General features: G+C 42.7%; 7 protein-coding genes. 4 read left to right on the forward strand and 3 right to left on the reverse strand.

Features of this window, described 5'->3' with window-relative positions; genetic code table 11:
• A partial coding sequence (locus K6G33_RS03930) for an SGNH/GDSL hydrolase family protein (RefSeq protein ID WP_296776512.1) occupies positions 1-2,401 on the forward strand: 2,401 nt, incomplete at its 5' end.
• A 73-nt stretch (positions 2,402-2,474) separates the two neighbouring features.
• Here the strand turns inward: K6G33_RS03930 and K6G33_RS03935 are convergent.
• Positions 2,475-3,476 (reverse strand): WYL domain-containing protein, encoded by a 1,002-nt coding sequence (locus tag K6G33_RS03935; protein ID WP_296776513.1) that lies wholly within the window; start codon positions 3,474-3,476, stop codon positions 2,475-2,477.
• On the reverse strand, positions 3,460-4,734 hold the full coding sequence (locus K6G33_RS03940) for a WYL domain-containing protein (RefSeq protein WP_296776516.1): 1,275 nt from the start codon (positions 4,732-4,734) through the stop codon (positions 3,460-3,462). Before K6G33_RS03940 ends, K6G33_RS03935 begins: the two co-directional genes overlap by 17 nt.
• Before the next feature lie 148 nt (positions 4,735-4,882).
• Here K6G33_RS03940 and K6G33_RS03945 point away from each other — a divergent pair, with 148 nt between their 5' ends.
• Both K6G33_RS03945 and K6G33_RS03950 read left to right on the forward strand, forming a co-directional pair.
• On the forward strand, positions 4,883-6,118 hold the full coding sequence (locus K6G33_RS03945; protein WP_296776524.1) for an RtcB family protein: 1,236 nt from the start codon (positions 4,883-4,885) through the stop codon (positions 6,116-6,118).
• A gap of 577 nt (positions 6,119-6,695) precedes the next feature.
• On the forward strand, positions 6,696-8,168 hold the full coding sequence (locus K6G33_RS03950; RefSeq protein ID WP_296776517.1) for a DUF2828 family protein: 1,473 nt from the start codon (positions 6,696-6,698) through the stop codon (positions 8,166-8,168).
• Positions 8,169-8,276: 108 nt separating this feature from the next.
• Here K6G33_RS03950 and K6G33_RS03955 read toward each other — a convergent pair whose 3' ends face one another.
• A complete protein-coding gene (locus tag K6G33_RS03955) occupies positions 8,277-12,707 on the reverse strand; it encodes a leucine-rich repeat protein (protein ID WP_296776519.1) in 4,431 nt (1,476 codons plus the stop codon).
• Between the two features lie 480 nt (positions 12,708-13,187).
• Here K6G33_RS03955 and K6G33_RS03960 point away from each other — a divergent pair, with 480 nt between their 5' ends.
• Positions 13,188-16,091 carry a hypothetical protein gene (locus K6G33_RS03960; RefSeq protein ID WP_296776522.1) on the forward strand — a complete coding sequence of 968 codons (2,904 nt, stop codon included), beginning with the start codon at positions 13,188-13,190 and terminating at the stop codon, positions 16,089-16,091.
• The last annotated feature ends 202 nt before the right edge of the window (positions 16,092-16,293 follow it).

The following is a 16,293-nucleotide window of genomic DNA, read 5'->3' on the forward strand; positions in this document are numbered from 1 at the left end:
CAGATCCGCAGAGTGGAATGGTTGTGCAATACCTCTCGATTCAAGCACATTCGTTCCAGGTCAGACATACAGCTTCAGCACAGCAGTTCTCCAGAACACAGGAAAGACAGTAACAATGCAGATGTCTCTCCAGCAGGGCGATGGCAACGGAGCTTCTTACACAAAGATCGCTGACTGTGAGGCTAAGAGCGGTGTCTGGACAGATCTTTCAAATACAAAGTTCACTATCCCCGAAAACAGCGGAGATATGATACTTTACATTGAAACTCCTGAGAGCTCGGGCGACCTCTGCGACTTCTATATTGACGCAGTTCAGGTATCCAAGTCAGGCAAGGCTTCTTCCGTTACTACAGGAAAGGGAACAGTTGCAGGAAGCAGCGATCCCGGAAACAACGATACACCGAGCCCTTCCGGCAATCTCGCAAAGAATCAGCTTATAAAGATAATGCCTGTCGGCGACTCTATCACTAACGGCGATGGCGAAACAGGCGGCTACAGAAAGTATCTCTACAGCAAGCTCAGCCAGATGGGGTATACCAAGATCGACATGGTGGGGCCTAACGGCAAGAACAGCAATACCGCCAATGGTATCACATACGATGATAATCATGCAGGCTTCAGCGGCTACCAGATCAAGGAAGTTCCCGGCTGGGGACAGCAGCAGGGCGGCAAGGGAAGCTTATATAACGAGCTCAAGAATAATGACGCTGTTAAGAAGGCACAGCCTGATATCATTCTTCTTATGATAGGTACTAACGACCTTACCGCAAACCGTTCAATGGACGCTTGTGCATCTGATCTCCGCGCAATGCTGGATTATATGCTGGCAGATATGCCTTCGGACGGAATGATCTTCTTAGCTTCTGTTCCCGAGCATACAGCTTACGGCGGAAATACACAGAAGATCGCAAACTACAACAGCACTGTAAAGAAAGTAGCTGATGAGTATGCAAGCAAGGGCAAGAATGTAAAGTTTGCTGATGTTCACGGCTGTCTCAACGGTATGAACGATATCAGCAACGATAAGCTCCACCCTAACGGTGCAGGTTATAAGAAGATAGGCGAGTTCTGGGCAGGCGTTATCGACGAATACGTTTCAGCTTCTGCACCTGTTGTTACAACTACGACAACTACTACAAAGCCTGTTACAACTACTACGACCACAACAGCTCCAAAGGTTGATCCTAAGGAAGCATTTGAGGCTAATGTTACAAAGTGGGGCGATGCTAACAACGACGGCAGCGTCGATATGGGCGATGTAGTCCTTATAATGCAGACACTCGCTAATCCTGACAAGCATAAGCTTAGCGGAGCAGGCATCTACAATGCAGATGTAAGCGAAGCAGGCGGCGGTATCACAAATTCCGATGCTCTGGCTATACAGATGTATCTGCTGGGTCTTAAAAAGAGCCTTCCCGAGAGCTGGTCGGCAAATATAAAAACTGCGGCAGCAGGCGGGGATAATGAAAATGAAGTTTCTCCAAAAGAAAACAACTCTAAGAAAACTACTTCCACAACTACCACAACGACTGCTACAACAACAACTACTACGGCTGCACCAAAGTCAAACTTCAACTACAACGGCAATCTTCAGTTCAAGGAAGCTCCTGGCAACTACTTCAATCAGTGCCAGAAGCAGGGAAATGTCGTAAAAGAAAGCTATAACGGCATAAACGGCTACAACAACCTCAATGTATATCTCCCTTACGGCTACGATGAGAACAAGAAGTACAACATCTTCTACCTCATGCACGGCGGCAACGAGAACGAGAATACTCTCTTTGGTCAGAACGATACAATGATGCAGAATATGTTCGATCATATGATAATGAACGGCGAAATGGAGCCAATGATCGTTGTTACACCTACCTTCAACAAGACAGAGGCAGGCAAGTTCTACAGCGAGTTCCGCCAGAGTGTTGTTCCTTTTGTTGAGGGCAAGTACTCTACATATGCAAACAAGGATACATCTGCTGAATCTCTCAAGGCTTCAAGAATGCACAGAGCATACGGCGGCTTCTCAATGGGCAGTGTTTCAACATGGGCTGTTCTGGAAAACTGTCTCGATATCGTAGGCTACTTCATGCCTCTCAGCGGCGACCACTGGGGCGGTAATTCTGCATACAACAAGGCTAAGTCTATTGCAGATGCTATAGACAGATCAGGTCTTCAGAAGAATGAGTACTTCATTTTTGCAGCTACAGGTTCTGAAGATATCGCTTATCCTAACGTAAATCCTCAGATAGATGAAATGAAGAAGATGAGCCAGTTCGTTTATACCTCTGACTTCTCAAAGGGCAACTTCTACTTTTTGGTAGCTCAGGGCAAGACACACTGGTGGGGCTATGTAAGACACTATGTATATGATGCGCTCCCATACTTCTTCCACGAGGGTCAGTAAATACGAAAGCTTATAAGACATATTTTTTACCTTTTACCAAAACGGACGGGATAATTGATCCCGTCCGTTTTTCTTATGTATCGTTCCTGGTTTCCTCTCCGTACATCGCAAGGAGCTCCGCCTGGCGCTTTATGCGCGATGCAGCCTGTTCCCGCAGATGCTTGGGACCGAGTATCTCGATAACAGGCCCGAAGCTGAGCAGCTGTATGAGCAGCTCGGTCTCGTCCTGTGCATCATACCAGAGTTCAACAGTGTATCTGCCTGTTTCCAGGTCGCGGACGGTATGCTTTTCGTATGAAGCAAATTCCAGCATAAAGCGCTCGACGCCGTTTCGCTCCGAGGTTACGCTTACAACAGCAGGGGAGCTGCATTTGCGGTCGGAAAAGTATTCCTCAACAGATACAGGTGTCCTGAAGACTCGTCCTGTATCAACGATCTTAGATATACGGCCGATATTGATGATGCCGCTGCTTCTCACCTTGTCATTGCGCAGCAGGTAACAGTAGGCGCGGAATTTGTCATTCTTAGGGGAATATTCCATTTTCAGCAGTACGAACTTGCCGTTGATACGCTTTCCGTTTCCCGAAACAAACTCGATAAACATTATCCTGCGGCTTTTGACTGCTTCGAGTACTGCGCGGAAATTAGCGATATACTGCTCATTGACGTAATCATCGCTGTCGGAAAAGCGGTCTGTGAAATGAAACTGTTCCATATTGTAAAGAGGCGGAACATCGCCAAGCTTTTTATCAAGAGCCGAGAGCGTTTCTATGTTCATGAAAAGCCTTATCCTCGGGTCGGAGAGCTTTGCTTTCAGCCACATTCTTTGAAGCTTTGTCAGCACCTTCACAGGTGCTTTTTTCGTTATGCGCCTGAGCGTGTTATCACTGCCGCGTCTGAAAAGTCCCCAGTCCTCTCCGCTTGGTATAAGCTTCTGCGGCAGGAAAAGTACAGAATCGCGGAAGCCCTCGCGCTGTACAGTTTCACGGACCATTTTCTCGTCAGCAGCTTCGTTTTCAAGGAGTTTTGCTGCGATACGGAAATAAGTGCCGTATATCTCACTGAATATGTTCATTGTCATCACCGCCGTACATTCTGTTCATTCGTGATATATCACTGTAAAAACGCCGCCTTACAGCATCTGCGCCGCCTTCGATGCGCACTATCCTGCCTATGAAGGTCTTTGCCCAGTGCATTATCTCGTTGGGATCGAAAACATCAGCTGTGAGGGTATAAAGGTGTTCGCCTGTCTTTTCGAGGGTGCAGCAGCGTTTTTCACGCTCCAGGCGATCGAGGACAAAGTGTTCCTTCTCCTCATCGACGTAAAAGGTAATTTTCATCGGAGTGACCGCGCCCGAATCCCTGCGCATTCCGAAAGAAACGCCGAAGCAGCGGGGGATATTGCGTTCGAATTTGAGTTTTATCTCGTCATAGCTCTCGCATATATCGCCTTTTTTCACTGTTTTCATATAGTCGAGGCGGAAAGCGGAGAACCGTTTCAGTGCAGGGATATACGCCGCAAGATAACGCCGTCCCGTCTGAACGGAAACGAGTACCTTCATTGGCACCACCTGATTTTCAGCGCTGAGAGCTGCGGCATCTGTCGTTTTTTTTGCGGAGAACGTGCGGAACGATATGAAGCGCTTTTCTTCCATAGCTGCGAGTATCTCGGGCATAAGGATATCTTCGAGGGTGTGTATGATGTAGTTGTGCTTTATGAAAAATATGTCGTTTTTCAGTCCGAGCATTTTCAGGATACTGTTGCCGATAATGCCGAAATGCTGCGTTTCCGAGAAGAATCTGAGTGCGTCGTCAAGTCCGTTGAGATCGCGGAGATAATCGTCGGCAATATGCTCGGTAAGCGAGTAAAAAAGTGTTTTACCGACTTTTTCGGCAATGATAATGCCCTCGTCAACGTATTCACGAAGCTTGTTGCGGACAGTCTGTTTGTCAAAAAGCTGTCCGTAATCGGAATTCAGAGAATCCACAAGCTCCTTGAGAGTGCGTTTCTGACCGTCCTGTAGGATATCGGTCAGGAGAAAGTGGAGGCGAATGTCGTTGTCAGTGAAGCTCTTGGAGTAATATGCGTTATAAAGCGGATTTTCGTGGATATGACCGCTGTCGGCGGAAATGGACACGCTTCTGCCGCGGACTGAATCGTCATAGCGCATACAGTCGCCCATCCAGCTTTCAACGCGGCGTTTTTCGTCGCCGTATGTACGTATGCTTTTTCGTTCAAAGTCGCTGCGGATCTTGCAGCCATATATAAAAAAATCGCGTATATAGTCGCGGGTCTTGTCAAAATTCTTGATAAGCTCAGAAAATCCTGCCATATTTTTTCTCTCCTTTCTACATTTATATATTAACAGAAAAACATTTCTTTTGCAACACGAAAATGAGTGTGTGCAGAAAAAATTATATGATTATTCCGTATTCCTGTGGTATACTAAAGTCAAGCTAAAGGAAAGAGAAGTGAAGAAAATGTTCGTACATTACAACAAGAACGAAAATATGCTCCCAATAAAGATATGGCAGACAGATATGGAAGCTGTCGGTGAGAAGTGTATCGAACAGGCGGAGCACCTTGCGAAGTTACCATTCGCACATAAGTGGATAGCACTTATGCCGGATACTCATGCAGGAAAGGGTATGCCAATAGGCGGAGTCATCGCCTGCGAGGACGTTGTTATCCCTAACGCGGTAGGAGTTGATATAGGCTGCGGCATGGCTTATGTCCAGACCGATATCCCTGTATCGCTTCTCCGCGAAACAGTAACAGGCAGCGGAAACCTTGTGCAGACTATCTGCGGCGATATCCTGAGAAATATCCCAACAGGCTTCGGCCATTACAAAAATGCTCAGGCATCTGAGGTGCTTGACCGTGCAAAGGCTGAAATGAGCCGTTATGAAGCCGACAGCGAGCTTATCCCACAGATAGAGGAGGGCTACTTTCAGGCAGGTACTCTCGGCGGCGGAAATCACTTCATCGAGCTCCAGCAGGACGAAGAAGGAATGTGCGGTATCATGCTCCATTCGGGCAGCCGTCACTTTGGAAATATCGTGGGACAGTATTTCAATAAGATAGCTCACGGGCTGAATGACAAGTGGTTCTCACAGGTGCCAAATGAGTGGAATTTACCGTTCCTGCCTGTTGATACAGATGAGGGCAAGCGCTACCTTGCATGGATGCAGCTCTGTATGGATTTCGCTTATGAGAACCGTGCTGTCATGCTGGGAAAGATCAAGGAGATATTCACAAAGCACATCGAGAAGCACACAGGCGCAGTTCCTGTATTCTCAGGTGAGATAAACTGCCACCACAACTACGCAGCCCTTGAAAATCACTTTGGCAAGAATGTATGGGTACACAGAAAGGGTGCTATCCGTGCCCGTGAGGGGGATATGGGCATTATCCCGGGAGCTATGGGCTCATACAGCTACATAGTTCGCGGCAAGGGCAATCCTGACAGCTTTATGTCCTCTTCACACGGAGCAGGCAGAGCTTATTCCCGTACAAAGGCTATGGACACTTTTTCAGTGGAGTCCGTAATGGTAGACCTGAAGAAGCAGAACGTAGTTCTTGCAAAGAATAATAAGTCCGATGTTGCAGAGGAGTCAAGATTTGCCTACAAGGACATCAATGATGTAATGGCAAATCAGACTGACATTACAGAACCTGTGAAGAAGCTCTTCACCGTCGGAGTAGTTAAAGGTTGATTTTTCGCCGCTTCCAGGCAGCGTGACGCTGCACCCTTGCCACGTTGGCGCTTGTTTCACGCGCTCACTATCATTAAAAGAGATGCTTGCATTTCGCTCACAGCACATTATTTTTAAGGCACAAACAGCAATTTTTATTATCCTTTCACGATAACAAAGTGCCTTGTATTATATAATTAAGGTGCATACAGCAGACATCATGACTATGCTGTTAACGTAGAATCATAACTAAATGCACCTTGTTAAGACGCACACAGCAGAAGTTAATATTTCATCTGAAAAAATGAATAAGGCATCTTGCGAGCTGAGCCAGCTCGACCGCTTCCACGTTGGCGCTTGTTTCACGCGCTCACTTTTATCAGGAACGATGATCTTACATCGCTTACAGCACAATTATTTTCGGCTCTGACAGCATTATTCAGGGACGCAGGGAGCTGCCCCATTGTGGGTGAGCACTGTGTAAAAAAAGAGCCGCGAAAAAGTCAGCAACAGCATAAAATAATTGGTGAATACAGGTTCGAATCCTGTCCTGCGAAAACGTATGGTACAAAAATGCTGACTTGAAAGGAGAATTACTATGCTTAACTTTTTGAAGAAGGAATCCAACATGACATATACCGAGAACGGCGGTACTGCTTACCGTTCAACAGAGTCCTTCTGCCTTGATATGTTCTTCAAGGCAGGAGCTATGAGAAATTCCACAGCCGAGGAGATAGCAAACGTGGTAACCCGCGCTTATGCCGAGAACCCCGACAAGACCATGAAGATAATTTTCTTTGCCCGTGACGCAAGAGGCGGTCTGGGTGAAAGACGTTTCTTTCGCTGTGCAGTTTCCGCACTGGTGAAGATAGCTCCAAAGGCTGTTGAGAAGAATATTCCTCTGTTCGCTGAGTACGGTCGTTTCGATGACCTGTGCGTACTGCTCGGCACTCCTCTGGAGAACGCAGCAGCTAAGGAAGTGAAGGCTCAGCTCGACAAGGATATCGCAGCTATGAATGCGAAGGGACAGGTTTCTCTGCTTGCAAAGTGGCTGCCCTCGGTCAATGCTTCCTCAAAGGATACACGCAGAAAGGGCAGACGTATGGCAGCTCTGCTTGGTATGAACGAGCCTGCATACAGAAAGACTTTGTCATCTCTCCGCAGATACACAGATATACTGGAAAACCGTCTCCGTGAGCGTGACTATACATTCGATTATGAGGTACAGCCTTCATGCGCTATGTTCAAGTACCGCCGCGCTTTTATCAGAAACGATAACGAGCGTTATATGGGTTACCTGAATAACGTCCACAACGGCACAGCAAAGCTCAACGCCGACAGACTGTTCCCCTACGATATAGTACGTGCAGCAATGGCAGGCAATATCTCTCCTGAGGAGAATATGTCCCTTGATGCAGCATGGAAGTCCCTGCCCGACCTGAGAGCTTCAAAGCGTGAGAACGCCATAGCTGTCATTGACGGTTCAGGCTCTATGACCTGCGGCTGCGGCGGAATACGTCCTATAGACGCAGCACTGTCTTTGGGAATATACTTCGCAGAGCACAATCGAGGCGCATTTGCCAACCACTTCATCACATTTTCAAATACTCCGCGTCTTGTTGAGATAAAGGGCGATAATATTGTCAAGAAGGTGCGGTACTGCCGCACGTTCAACGAGGTGGCAAATACCAACCTTGAAGCAGTGTTCCTGCTGATACTCAATACTGCCAGAAAGCACAGAGTATCACGGGAGGATATGCCTTCTAAGCTCTACATAATCTCAGATATGCAGTTCGACTACTGCGTTGTCGGCGGAAACAACGATGTACTTTTCAAGGCAATGAGAAAGCTCTACCAAAAGTACGGCTACGACCTGCCTGAGATAATTTTCTGGAACGTAAACGCAAGATGTGACGCGATGCCTGTGACACGCTCCGAGACAGGAGCTGCACTGGTATCGGGATATTCGCCTTCAATATTCGACATGGTTATGAGCGGCGAGTGTTCTCCTGAAACAGTGATGAACGCTATACTTTTCTCGGAGAGATATGCAGGTATAACTGTAGCATAAAGCGTGTATACAAAGAAAAAGCCCTCATATCGGGAAATTTATTGTTCCGATATGGGGCTTTGACGTTAAATAACGGGTGCTGTGCAAAGTGCAGCTGTATTTATACGATTATTTTCCGGAAACAGTCTTGTTGATGCCAAGAAGGAATTTCTGAATATTTGCTGCGTCGTTTACTGTAAGACCGTTCTGGTCGGTATCAGCATATTTGAAGCCTTCTGCGGTAATATGAGTAGGATCTGTTCCGTTTATACCGTATTTGTCGGGATTTGCAAGAGCCTGCATGATAAGTACGATATCCGACATATCAATTTGTCCGTCACCGTTTGCGTCGCCTGTTATCCACTTTGTTTCTTCAGCAGGAGCAAATGTGACCTTTGACTTTTCAAGAGGTTCGTTATGATCCTTGATCTCGATCTTGTCCCATTCATCTTCTGTACCGTGGTATATTACCTTTGTTGGAGTACTTGAGTTTATAAGATCATGAGTTGCATATGAATCTACAAATTTAAGTTCATTAGGTAATTCAAGAACGTCAACATTGTTTATTTGGAAAAAATAATTTTCGGGTATTGTCTTACCGCTTAAAAATGTCAGATTTTCAAAATGAGGCAGGATAGTCCATGGATTATCGCGGCTACAATCAGCGAAGATCGTTAATAATGCATTTACGTAATTTGAATCAAGCGTATGGATAGGTTTTGTATTATTTATCGTTGCTAAAGTGAGTTCTCTGATTTTAGGGCAGCCATAGAGTATTCCTTCATTTAATACTATATCAGTATCTATGGCAACTTTTTCAATTTTTTTGCAGTTGTTGAATGCTAAACTGTCTATAGCGGTAACACTTGCAGGTATATGGAGCCTTGTGACCTTGAAGCAATCTTTGAATGCGTTTTTTCCGATAGAAACAAGCTTATCACCGAAATCAAGGTCACCTATTTCAAGATTTTGGCAGCCGTCAAATGCATTTTTGCCTACTGTTTCAAGATCGGCAAAGAGCTCAGAAAATGTCAGATCCTTTGTTTCGTCAGAACAGATGATATTCATTTTTGTCAGACCAGAGAAAGCTCCTTCATTAATATGCTTGATCTCCTGAGGAAGTGCTATGATATCGAGTGAATGGAATTGACGGAAAGCATAATCATTGATAGTATCTCCTCTGAGAAGCGATATCTTTTTTAGTGTTTCAGGTACGATCCAATTACTATCATTTGTGTCTTTTTCAGTAAAAAGCTTAACAAGCTCGTAAGGATGTTCTGAATCATAGTTTATTATTTTTACGGACATAGGCAATGTCAGTTCTTCAAGCTTTAGACATTTCCAGAAAGTTCCTATTCCGAGTGTATCTGTGTCTGCTTCGATTGTAGCATTTGTAAGATTAACGCAGCCGCTGAAAACATACTGTCCCATGCTTTTAACACTTATCGGTACTCTTATGCTTTTAAGACCAGGGCAGTCCATGAATGCAGCAGTGCCTATAGACTCAACACGGTCGCCCAAAACAACATCGCCAAAGTCAAGCGCTTTACAATTGCAGAAAGCATTGCTTCCTATGGCAGTGATCGTGTTGGGAAGATCAAAGGCTTTTTTGCCTTCGTTAGGTGAGCCCTCGTATGTGATAGATTCAAGGTTTTCACAGTTCTTGAATGCATTATTGCCGATAGATGTTATGACCTTGTCGTCGAGATCCGAAAGGAGTTCTTTTTTGAAATCAGCAAGCTTGTCGCCATAATCAGCTGTATGCCTGTCGTAGTATTCATGAGCTAATTCCGTAGAGTGTGCCGCGATGTGATTTTCAATGATCTCGTCAATATCAGAGTCTTCTGGATCTATGCCGTAATTCTCGTTGAGTGTTTTCAAAAGATCATCTTTGTGCTTTTCAAGGTAAAGATCACAAAGCTCGTCCTGATATTTTTCAACATACTTTTCAATTAGCTTTTCATTTGTAGTATCTTCTGCTATTATTGCTTTCATTAATGTTGAATAATCTTCAAAAAGAATATTCTTGACAAGTTCTTTATTCTGTATAGGATCATCAGACTTATTCATAGGACCGTAGCCTGATATGTAAAGGTATCCATCGGGATACAATGAATAGTGAACATTGTCACCAAGCTGACCGTATTCGAGCATTGCGTGTTCAGGACGCTCATTGATGATAGTGTCTATTGCTGATTCAACAGTATGAGTTGTAGGCTCTGTATAAACAGTAGTTGTTGTAACTACAGGTTCACTTTCGTTCGTTGATATTCCGCCGTCAAGCTTGATATCAAATTTTGTATATTCAGGACGTATAAAGAAGTCACCGCTTTTTATAAGTTCATCCTTTGAATATATTTTATAAGTATGCCATTTATCAGGCTTGAGGAAGAAGCAAACTGTGTCACCGCTTCCGGTAAGCTGCTTTTCGCCATCAACTTCAACCACAAGTCCCTGTGCTTTTACTTCATCATTTCCTATAATGTGAAAATCAGCAGCGTAAAAGTAATTTCGACATTCGCCAACTCCAATTACCTTGGTAGTAAATGACCAGTGTATCGCCTCAAATTCCCATTCCTTCTCAGCTAATTCCAATGTCATTTTCTTTACGAAAGGAAATTTCAGATTTACTTTTACTTTTACTGATATGCTCGGTGTGATTTTTAAGCAACGCTTACAAGCGTGGAGTGGTTCGTATTTTGAAGCATTTTCAGGTGCAGGTACTGAGAAAAATAATTCGCCTATTTCTGGTTTGATTCCCGTATCTGCTGACGTTTCCATAGATAACGGAGTTACACTTACTTTAAATTTAATAGGAAATTCAAGCGAAACGCAGAGAATATCAATAAATAAAGAAAAAGAGGCGGAAGGGGTAAATTCAAAATAAAAATCTCCTTCTATCTCAAACTTATTTGATTGAGTTTTTTCTATTTCATTATCTTCTCCGCCGCCATAAGAGCCGCGATGGATTTTATATGGGAGTTTAATACCTGTAGAAATCGTAACAGAAGCTTCAATACCTATTTTAATTTCTCCCTTTAACTCGACTGAAATACCTGGAATTGGAGTAGGAATAGGCGTTTCTAACATTGTAAATGTACATTCAAACTTTGCATTTCCTTCTGCTTCCAGTTTAGCTTCAGTGTATCCATCCCAACCGAATTCGTAATCCTTTTTGTACTTGTAATATGTAAGATTTCCTTCAAGAGTTATTTTTATAGATGCTGAAAATGCAGCTTCAAAGCCAGTTTCAGCTTGTAAATTGGATTCCTGATCATACTTAAACTGATCTTTATCGGCTGATTTGTATAGCGGCTTGTTGATGTTAACAAAGTCGTCAACTTTATTTCTGCCAAATTCATCTTTTTCATAAAAACTTGTTTTATCAATCGGTTTAGGTGTGCCTATTTTCCATTCAAATGGTATTTTTATTTTTTGACCGTCTTTTGATACTTTCTTTGCATTGAAACCCAGAAAACTGAAATCTGATTTAGGAGTATTTGTATCACCATAACTGAGTACACTGTATTCGAGGGCAGGCTTTCCGTTTTCGTCTTCTCCGACACCGTTATATATGACAGAGTAATCATCATTTTCTTCATCAGCGTCTTGGCTGCTGACAACGATATTATCTTCATTTCCTGCTTCTTCAAGCTCGGAAGGATCAATGTTATCCATGCCTACGTCGATCTTGATTATATCGAACATATCATCAAGATCGTTGCCGCCTCTGATAGTTGCGGTATCACCGTCAATGTCTACGCTTTCAACATTAACGGCAACGATGTTTTTTTCATCAGGCTGAGCATAGAAATAATCACCTGCGGAAAGATAGCGGATGCTGTCATTGATATTGTCGAATACGTATACGTCATTGTCATAATCAGCAGATACAAGGGTGTTTTCATTATCGCTGATATCGGCTATGACCGTTTCTTCGTTGAGAACGAAGAAATTCGTTGTATCGTCATTGTCGAGGTTAACAACGTAATCCTCATTGTAATCATCAACAGTAGCTTTGCTGAGTTCCTGCATAAAGCGCATATACTTGCTGATACTGAATGTTTCGCTGAGTTCATTTCCGTAGACATCTGTGAGTACAGCGGTTACCTTGAAAAATTCAGGCATCATACTCTTGTCAACAGAAAGGATAGTTTCACATCTTTCGCCCTGACTTACGGGAGAAGTCATTTCATAGACGTCGTTCTCGTTATCGTCATTGATGAACGATATCTTCAGAATACAAGCCGAGCTTTGTGAAGTAACAGCTGTAAGCTTTCCCGAAACAAGGTCAAAATCCAGATTTGCAACTTTGTAGTTTTCAGGATCAGCTTTAAGGCTCAAAGGTCTGATGCCTTCATTTTTGTCCTCGGAAGCAGTTTTTTCGATAAACTTTCCGAAGGAGTTATTACCCTTTAGCTGAGTTTCAGAGCTGCTGTCGGACGGATCATGTTGTGCTTTTGACCGCGTGCCGGCATACAGAAAGTTGAAGCCATCTGCCGCTGCTGTTGAAATGAGCATTGTTAAACTCAAAGAAGCAGCTATCAGTTTCTTTATCATGAGATATCCTCCTTTTTTTATGTGGATATTATAGCACAAAAAAATTTTAATTTCCATAAAAAGTTAATGAGTACAAAAAAATTGATTAAACTTGGTGGGGATGCACATATTTTATGGTGATAAATATATATAAGTTTACTGATGCTAAGCAATACATATTTTTTTACAAATTATAGGCGCAAAGCTGATAAAGGCGAATCTATTTCTTGATATTTTGTCAATTGTAGCTAAACGCAGTAATATTCAATTGTTAATAATCACAATAAACTGCATATATTCTTCCTTGATAATTGACAGATCAATATAAAAAATTGATTCGTACTCACGGTGAAAAAAACTTACTGAGAAAAAGCTGCTTTATGACCTGTCCGTTAAAGAGAAAATATAGCGAATATAATAAATGAGCGGCAGTGGCATATTAAAATGACAGGCTATTTGCCGTATTGAGGAATTATACTAATTACAGAAAGGAATTTATTTATGAAGAAAAAAATCACAGCGCGTATTTCGTCAGTATTAGCAGCTGCAGCAATGACGCTTTCAACACAGACAGTGTTCTGTGCAGCGGCAGCAAACAAGACGGCAGAGGAGATGCAGACTGCTTGTGACAAGCTTTATGCACATTCAAGGGAGTTCAGAGTTGACAATGAAGTATTTAACGAACAATATGCCAAGGTAAAGGAAAAAATTGATGAAAATCCTCCGGCTTATGATTTTGCACAGGACGTTCCGTATGATGGTCCGAAGGTAAACTATGCTGATTATCAGGTCATCAGAGACAAGATAAATGAGCTCTACAGCAATAACGGCTTCAAGGATCTTTCATTCGCAGTTACAAACGATACAAGCAAGTACGATATTGACGGAGATGGCAGGATCAGCTATTATGATTATTGCTATATTCTCAGATATGCTCAGGAGGATCTGGGACTGACTGACAAGTATACTGATCTCAGTGGTCCGGATGAAAAAGGTGTCGTTTCAAACGATATGCTCAGCATGGAGATAGGAGAGGGCTGGCTAAGTATTAAAAAACTTGTTTCGGAAAAGACTGTGATAACTCTTCCTTCTGAAGTATGCTGCAAGGTAGAGACTGAGATCGTTGAAAACGGTGGAAAAAAGAAGGTTGCCTCATGGTGCATCTTACCGGTGGCAAGTATTGAAACCAACGCATTTTCAGCTTGTAAGAATATGGTAAAGCTCAATATCATTAATTACATTCAGCCAAAGTGGTTCAAACAGGTTGGAAAATACGAGGGTGAGCTTTATAACGGAAATCTCCAGCCTATTGCTACAGGCGGAAAACTTGCTGACAGCTGTTTTATCAATATCAGTGACGGGGCTTTCGACGGATGCAAAAATCTTGCTATAATCAATTTCGGTGAAAACATTAATTTCAGCAGATATGCTTTTAATGGAACAAGATTCGGCGAACTCAGTAAAAACGTCTGGGAGGATGAGGAGACAGGAATATGGTATGTAAGAAGCAGCGACGGTAAGGCAAAGGTTGCTTGTGCTGCTGACAAAAATAAGTCACTGATCTATCGTAACGGAATATACAATCTTGATATTGCTGACGGAACAACATCTATCGCATCAAATATCAGAGATGCATTTATTGATGTGGATGAGAACGCCAAAATATCGGTAAATCTTCCGGAAAATATCAAGTATATCCATAAAGATGCGTTTTCTTCGGGAGAGATATGGGATTACGATTATAATGTTTGGGATTGGACAAATGCTGACTGTTCAGGCATTAATTGGATAAACGGCAAGACATTTAATGAGATCAAAAATGAAGATGCAGAGTTCGCAAAATATTTGGAAGATAATAACGGTTCATTCAAGTGTACAAAGTTTATGGCTGCTCCTGTTCAGAATATCATTAATAATAAAGTAACTGAGATCAATAACAAATACGGTTACGATAATAATAACGATAAGGAAAAGATAGAAGAAGTTTGCAGCTACATATTCAACAAAGCAGATTACACTTCATTTGTTGGCTCGCGCGACGAATTCTCTCTCTTCCCGAATGGTGTATACAATACTCTTGACCAGCCAAGAGCAAATATCTGTGCTGCTACCAACGGCTTCCTTACAGATCAGACTGAATGTGAGAGCTATGCTCTTGCCGTTTCACTTCTCCTTGACAAGCTTGATATAAACAATTATCTCCTTGGCTGCGACGGTCATGCATATAACTGCGTATTTATCAATAACAAGTGGCAGGTAATAGATATGTCCTGCTATGGAGATTACGATTGCAGCGATGAGTTATATTCACAATCCGGAAATACATCATTCATCAGAAATAAAATGAGAATTAATTCTTCAAACGGCAACTATGAAATGTATGTAAATGAACCATTGGCTATCTTCCCTAAAAGGGTAGATGGTGTAGAGAAAGAGACATGGTATCCGATGGTAACCATCGGTGGAAAAAAGCAGTATGCAGCTTTTGATACAAATAAACTTATAGGCAGCGATGTTGCCTTTAATATCCTTGGTGTAAGTGAAGATCAGTCTTGCCTTACCATTGCAATGCCAACAGATAATATCCCTGCTTCAATTAAGGAAAATATTGATAACGGCAGGATCAGAATTTTCGAGTATAACGGAGTAATACTTATAAACGGCGAATTGTACTATTACGAAAACAACGAAATGGTGACTGACAGCACAAGGAGAATCGGAAATCAGACAGTATATTTCGATAAAACAGGAAAAATGAAGCATACCGGCTGGGTCAATACAGGCGAAAAGAGCTATTACTTCAAAAATGAGTATGAGCTTGCTTGTAACGAGACCCTGAATCTTGAACGCAATGGCAGTGAAAATTGGTTCAGGTTCAACAGTGACTGTTCAATGCATATAGGACTTGGCATAAAAGATTATTCGCTGTGTTATTTTGATATCAACGGCATGGTCAAGAACTCTTCAAGGTATGAAAACGGAAAGACATATTTCTTTGACGGCGATGGAAAGTATACAGGAACAGGTTGGGAAGAAATCGAAGGTACAACATATTACTTTACAGGAAACGGTGAGTATGCACACAATGGTGATTTAGATATTACCGAAAACGGAAAGACATATACTTACAGATTCGATCAATACGGAAACAGATGCACTAACTGGATAGAAGACGGAGGTGTATATTATTTATACGACAAGGACTATCATAAGGTAAAGAAAGCATTTGTTGAGTGGGAACACCTTTATTTCTATCTTGATAAAAACGGCGTTATGGCTACAAATAAGTATGTACACTGGAAAAACGGTTGGGTATTACGTGCTGATTCATTTGGTTCGCTCGATGTAAGCGTATTCGGCAAGAATGAGCTCGAAGAGTTCAAAAGTGAGCTTGTAGCATACTAATATATGTAAATCGGATCATATATCATCAATGATAAATAAAATATCGGCTCCGTGAGGAGCCGATATCAGCCTGTCCACAAAGCCCCTCTGCGAGCAACGCAGAGGGGCTAATTACACAGAATATCAGGCAAAAACAAGATCAGAACACAAAAATGGGATATATACAGTATAAAACAACGAAGGCTGACGATCCTTTCTGAGG

This window comes from Ruminococcus sp. (assembly GCF_024691275.1).
Classification (GTDB): domain Bacteria; phylum Bacillota; class Clostridia; order Oscillospirales; family Ruminococcaceae; genus Ruminococcus.

Bases quoted from the DNA above. Each gene is read 5' to 3' on its own strand.
- K6G33_RS03935 (WP_296776513.1), bottom strand. From the start codon at position 3,476: ATGAACATATTCAGTGAGATATACGGCACTTATTTCCGTATCGCAGCA.
- K6G33_RS03940 (WP_296776516.1), bottom strand. From the start codon at position 4,734: ATGGCAGGATTTTCTGAGCTTATCAAGAATTTTGACAAGACCCGCGAC.
- K6G33_RS03945 (WP_296776524.1), top strand. From the start codon at position 4,883: ATGTTCGTACATTACAACAAGAACGAAAATATGCTCCCAATAAAGATA.
- K6G33_RS03950 (WP_296776517.1), top strand. From the start codon at position 6,696: ATGCTTAACTTTTTGAAGAAGGAATCCAACATGACATATACCGAGAAC.
- K6G33_RS03955 (WP_296776519.1), bottom strand. From the start codon at position 12,707: ATGATAAAGAAACTGATAGCTGCTTCTTTGAGTTTAACAATGCTCATT.
- K6G33_RS03960 (WP_296776522.1), top strand. From the start codon at position 13,188: ATGAAGAAAAAAATCACAGCGCGTATTTCGTCAGTATTAGCAGCTGCA.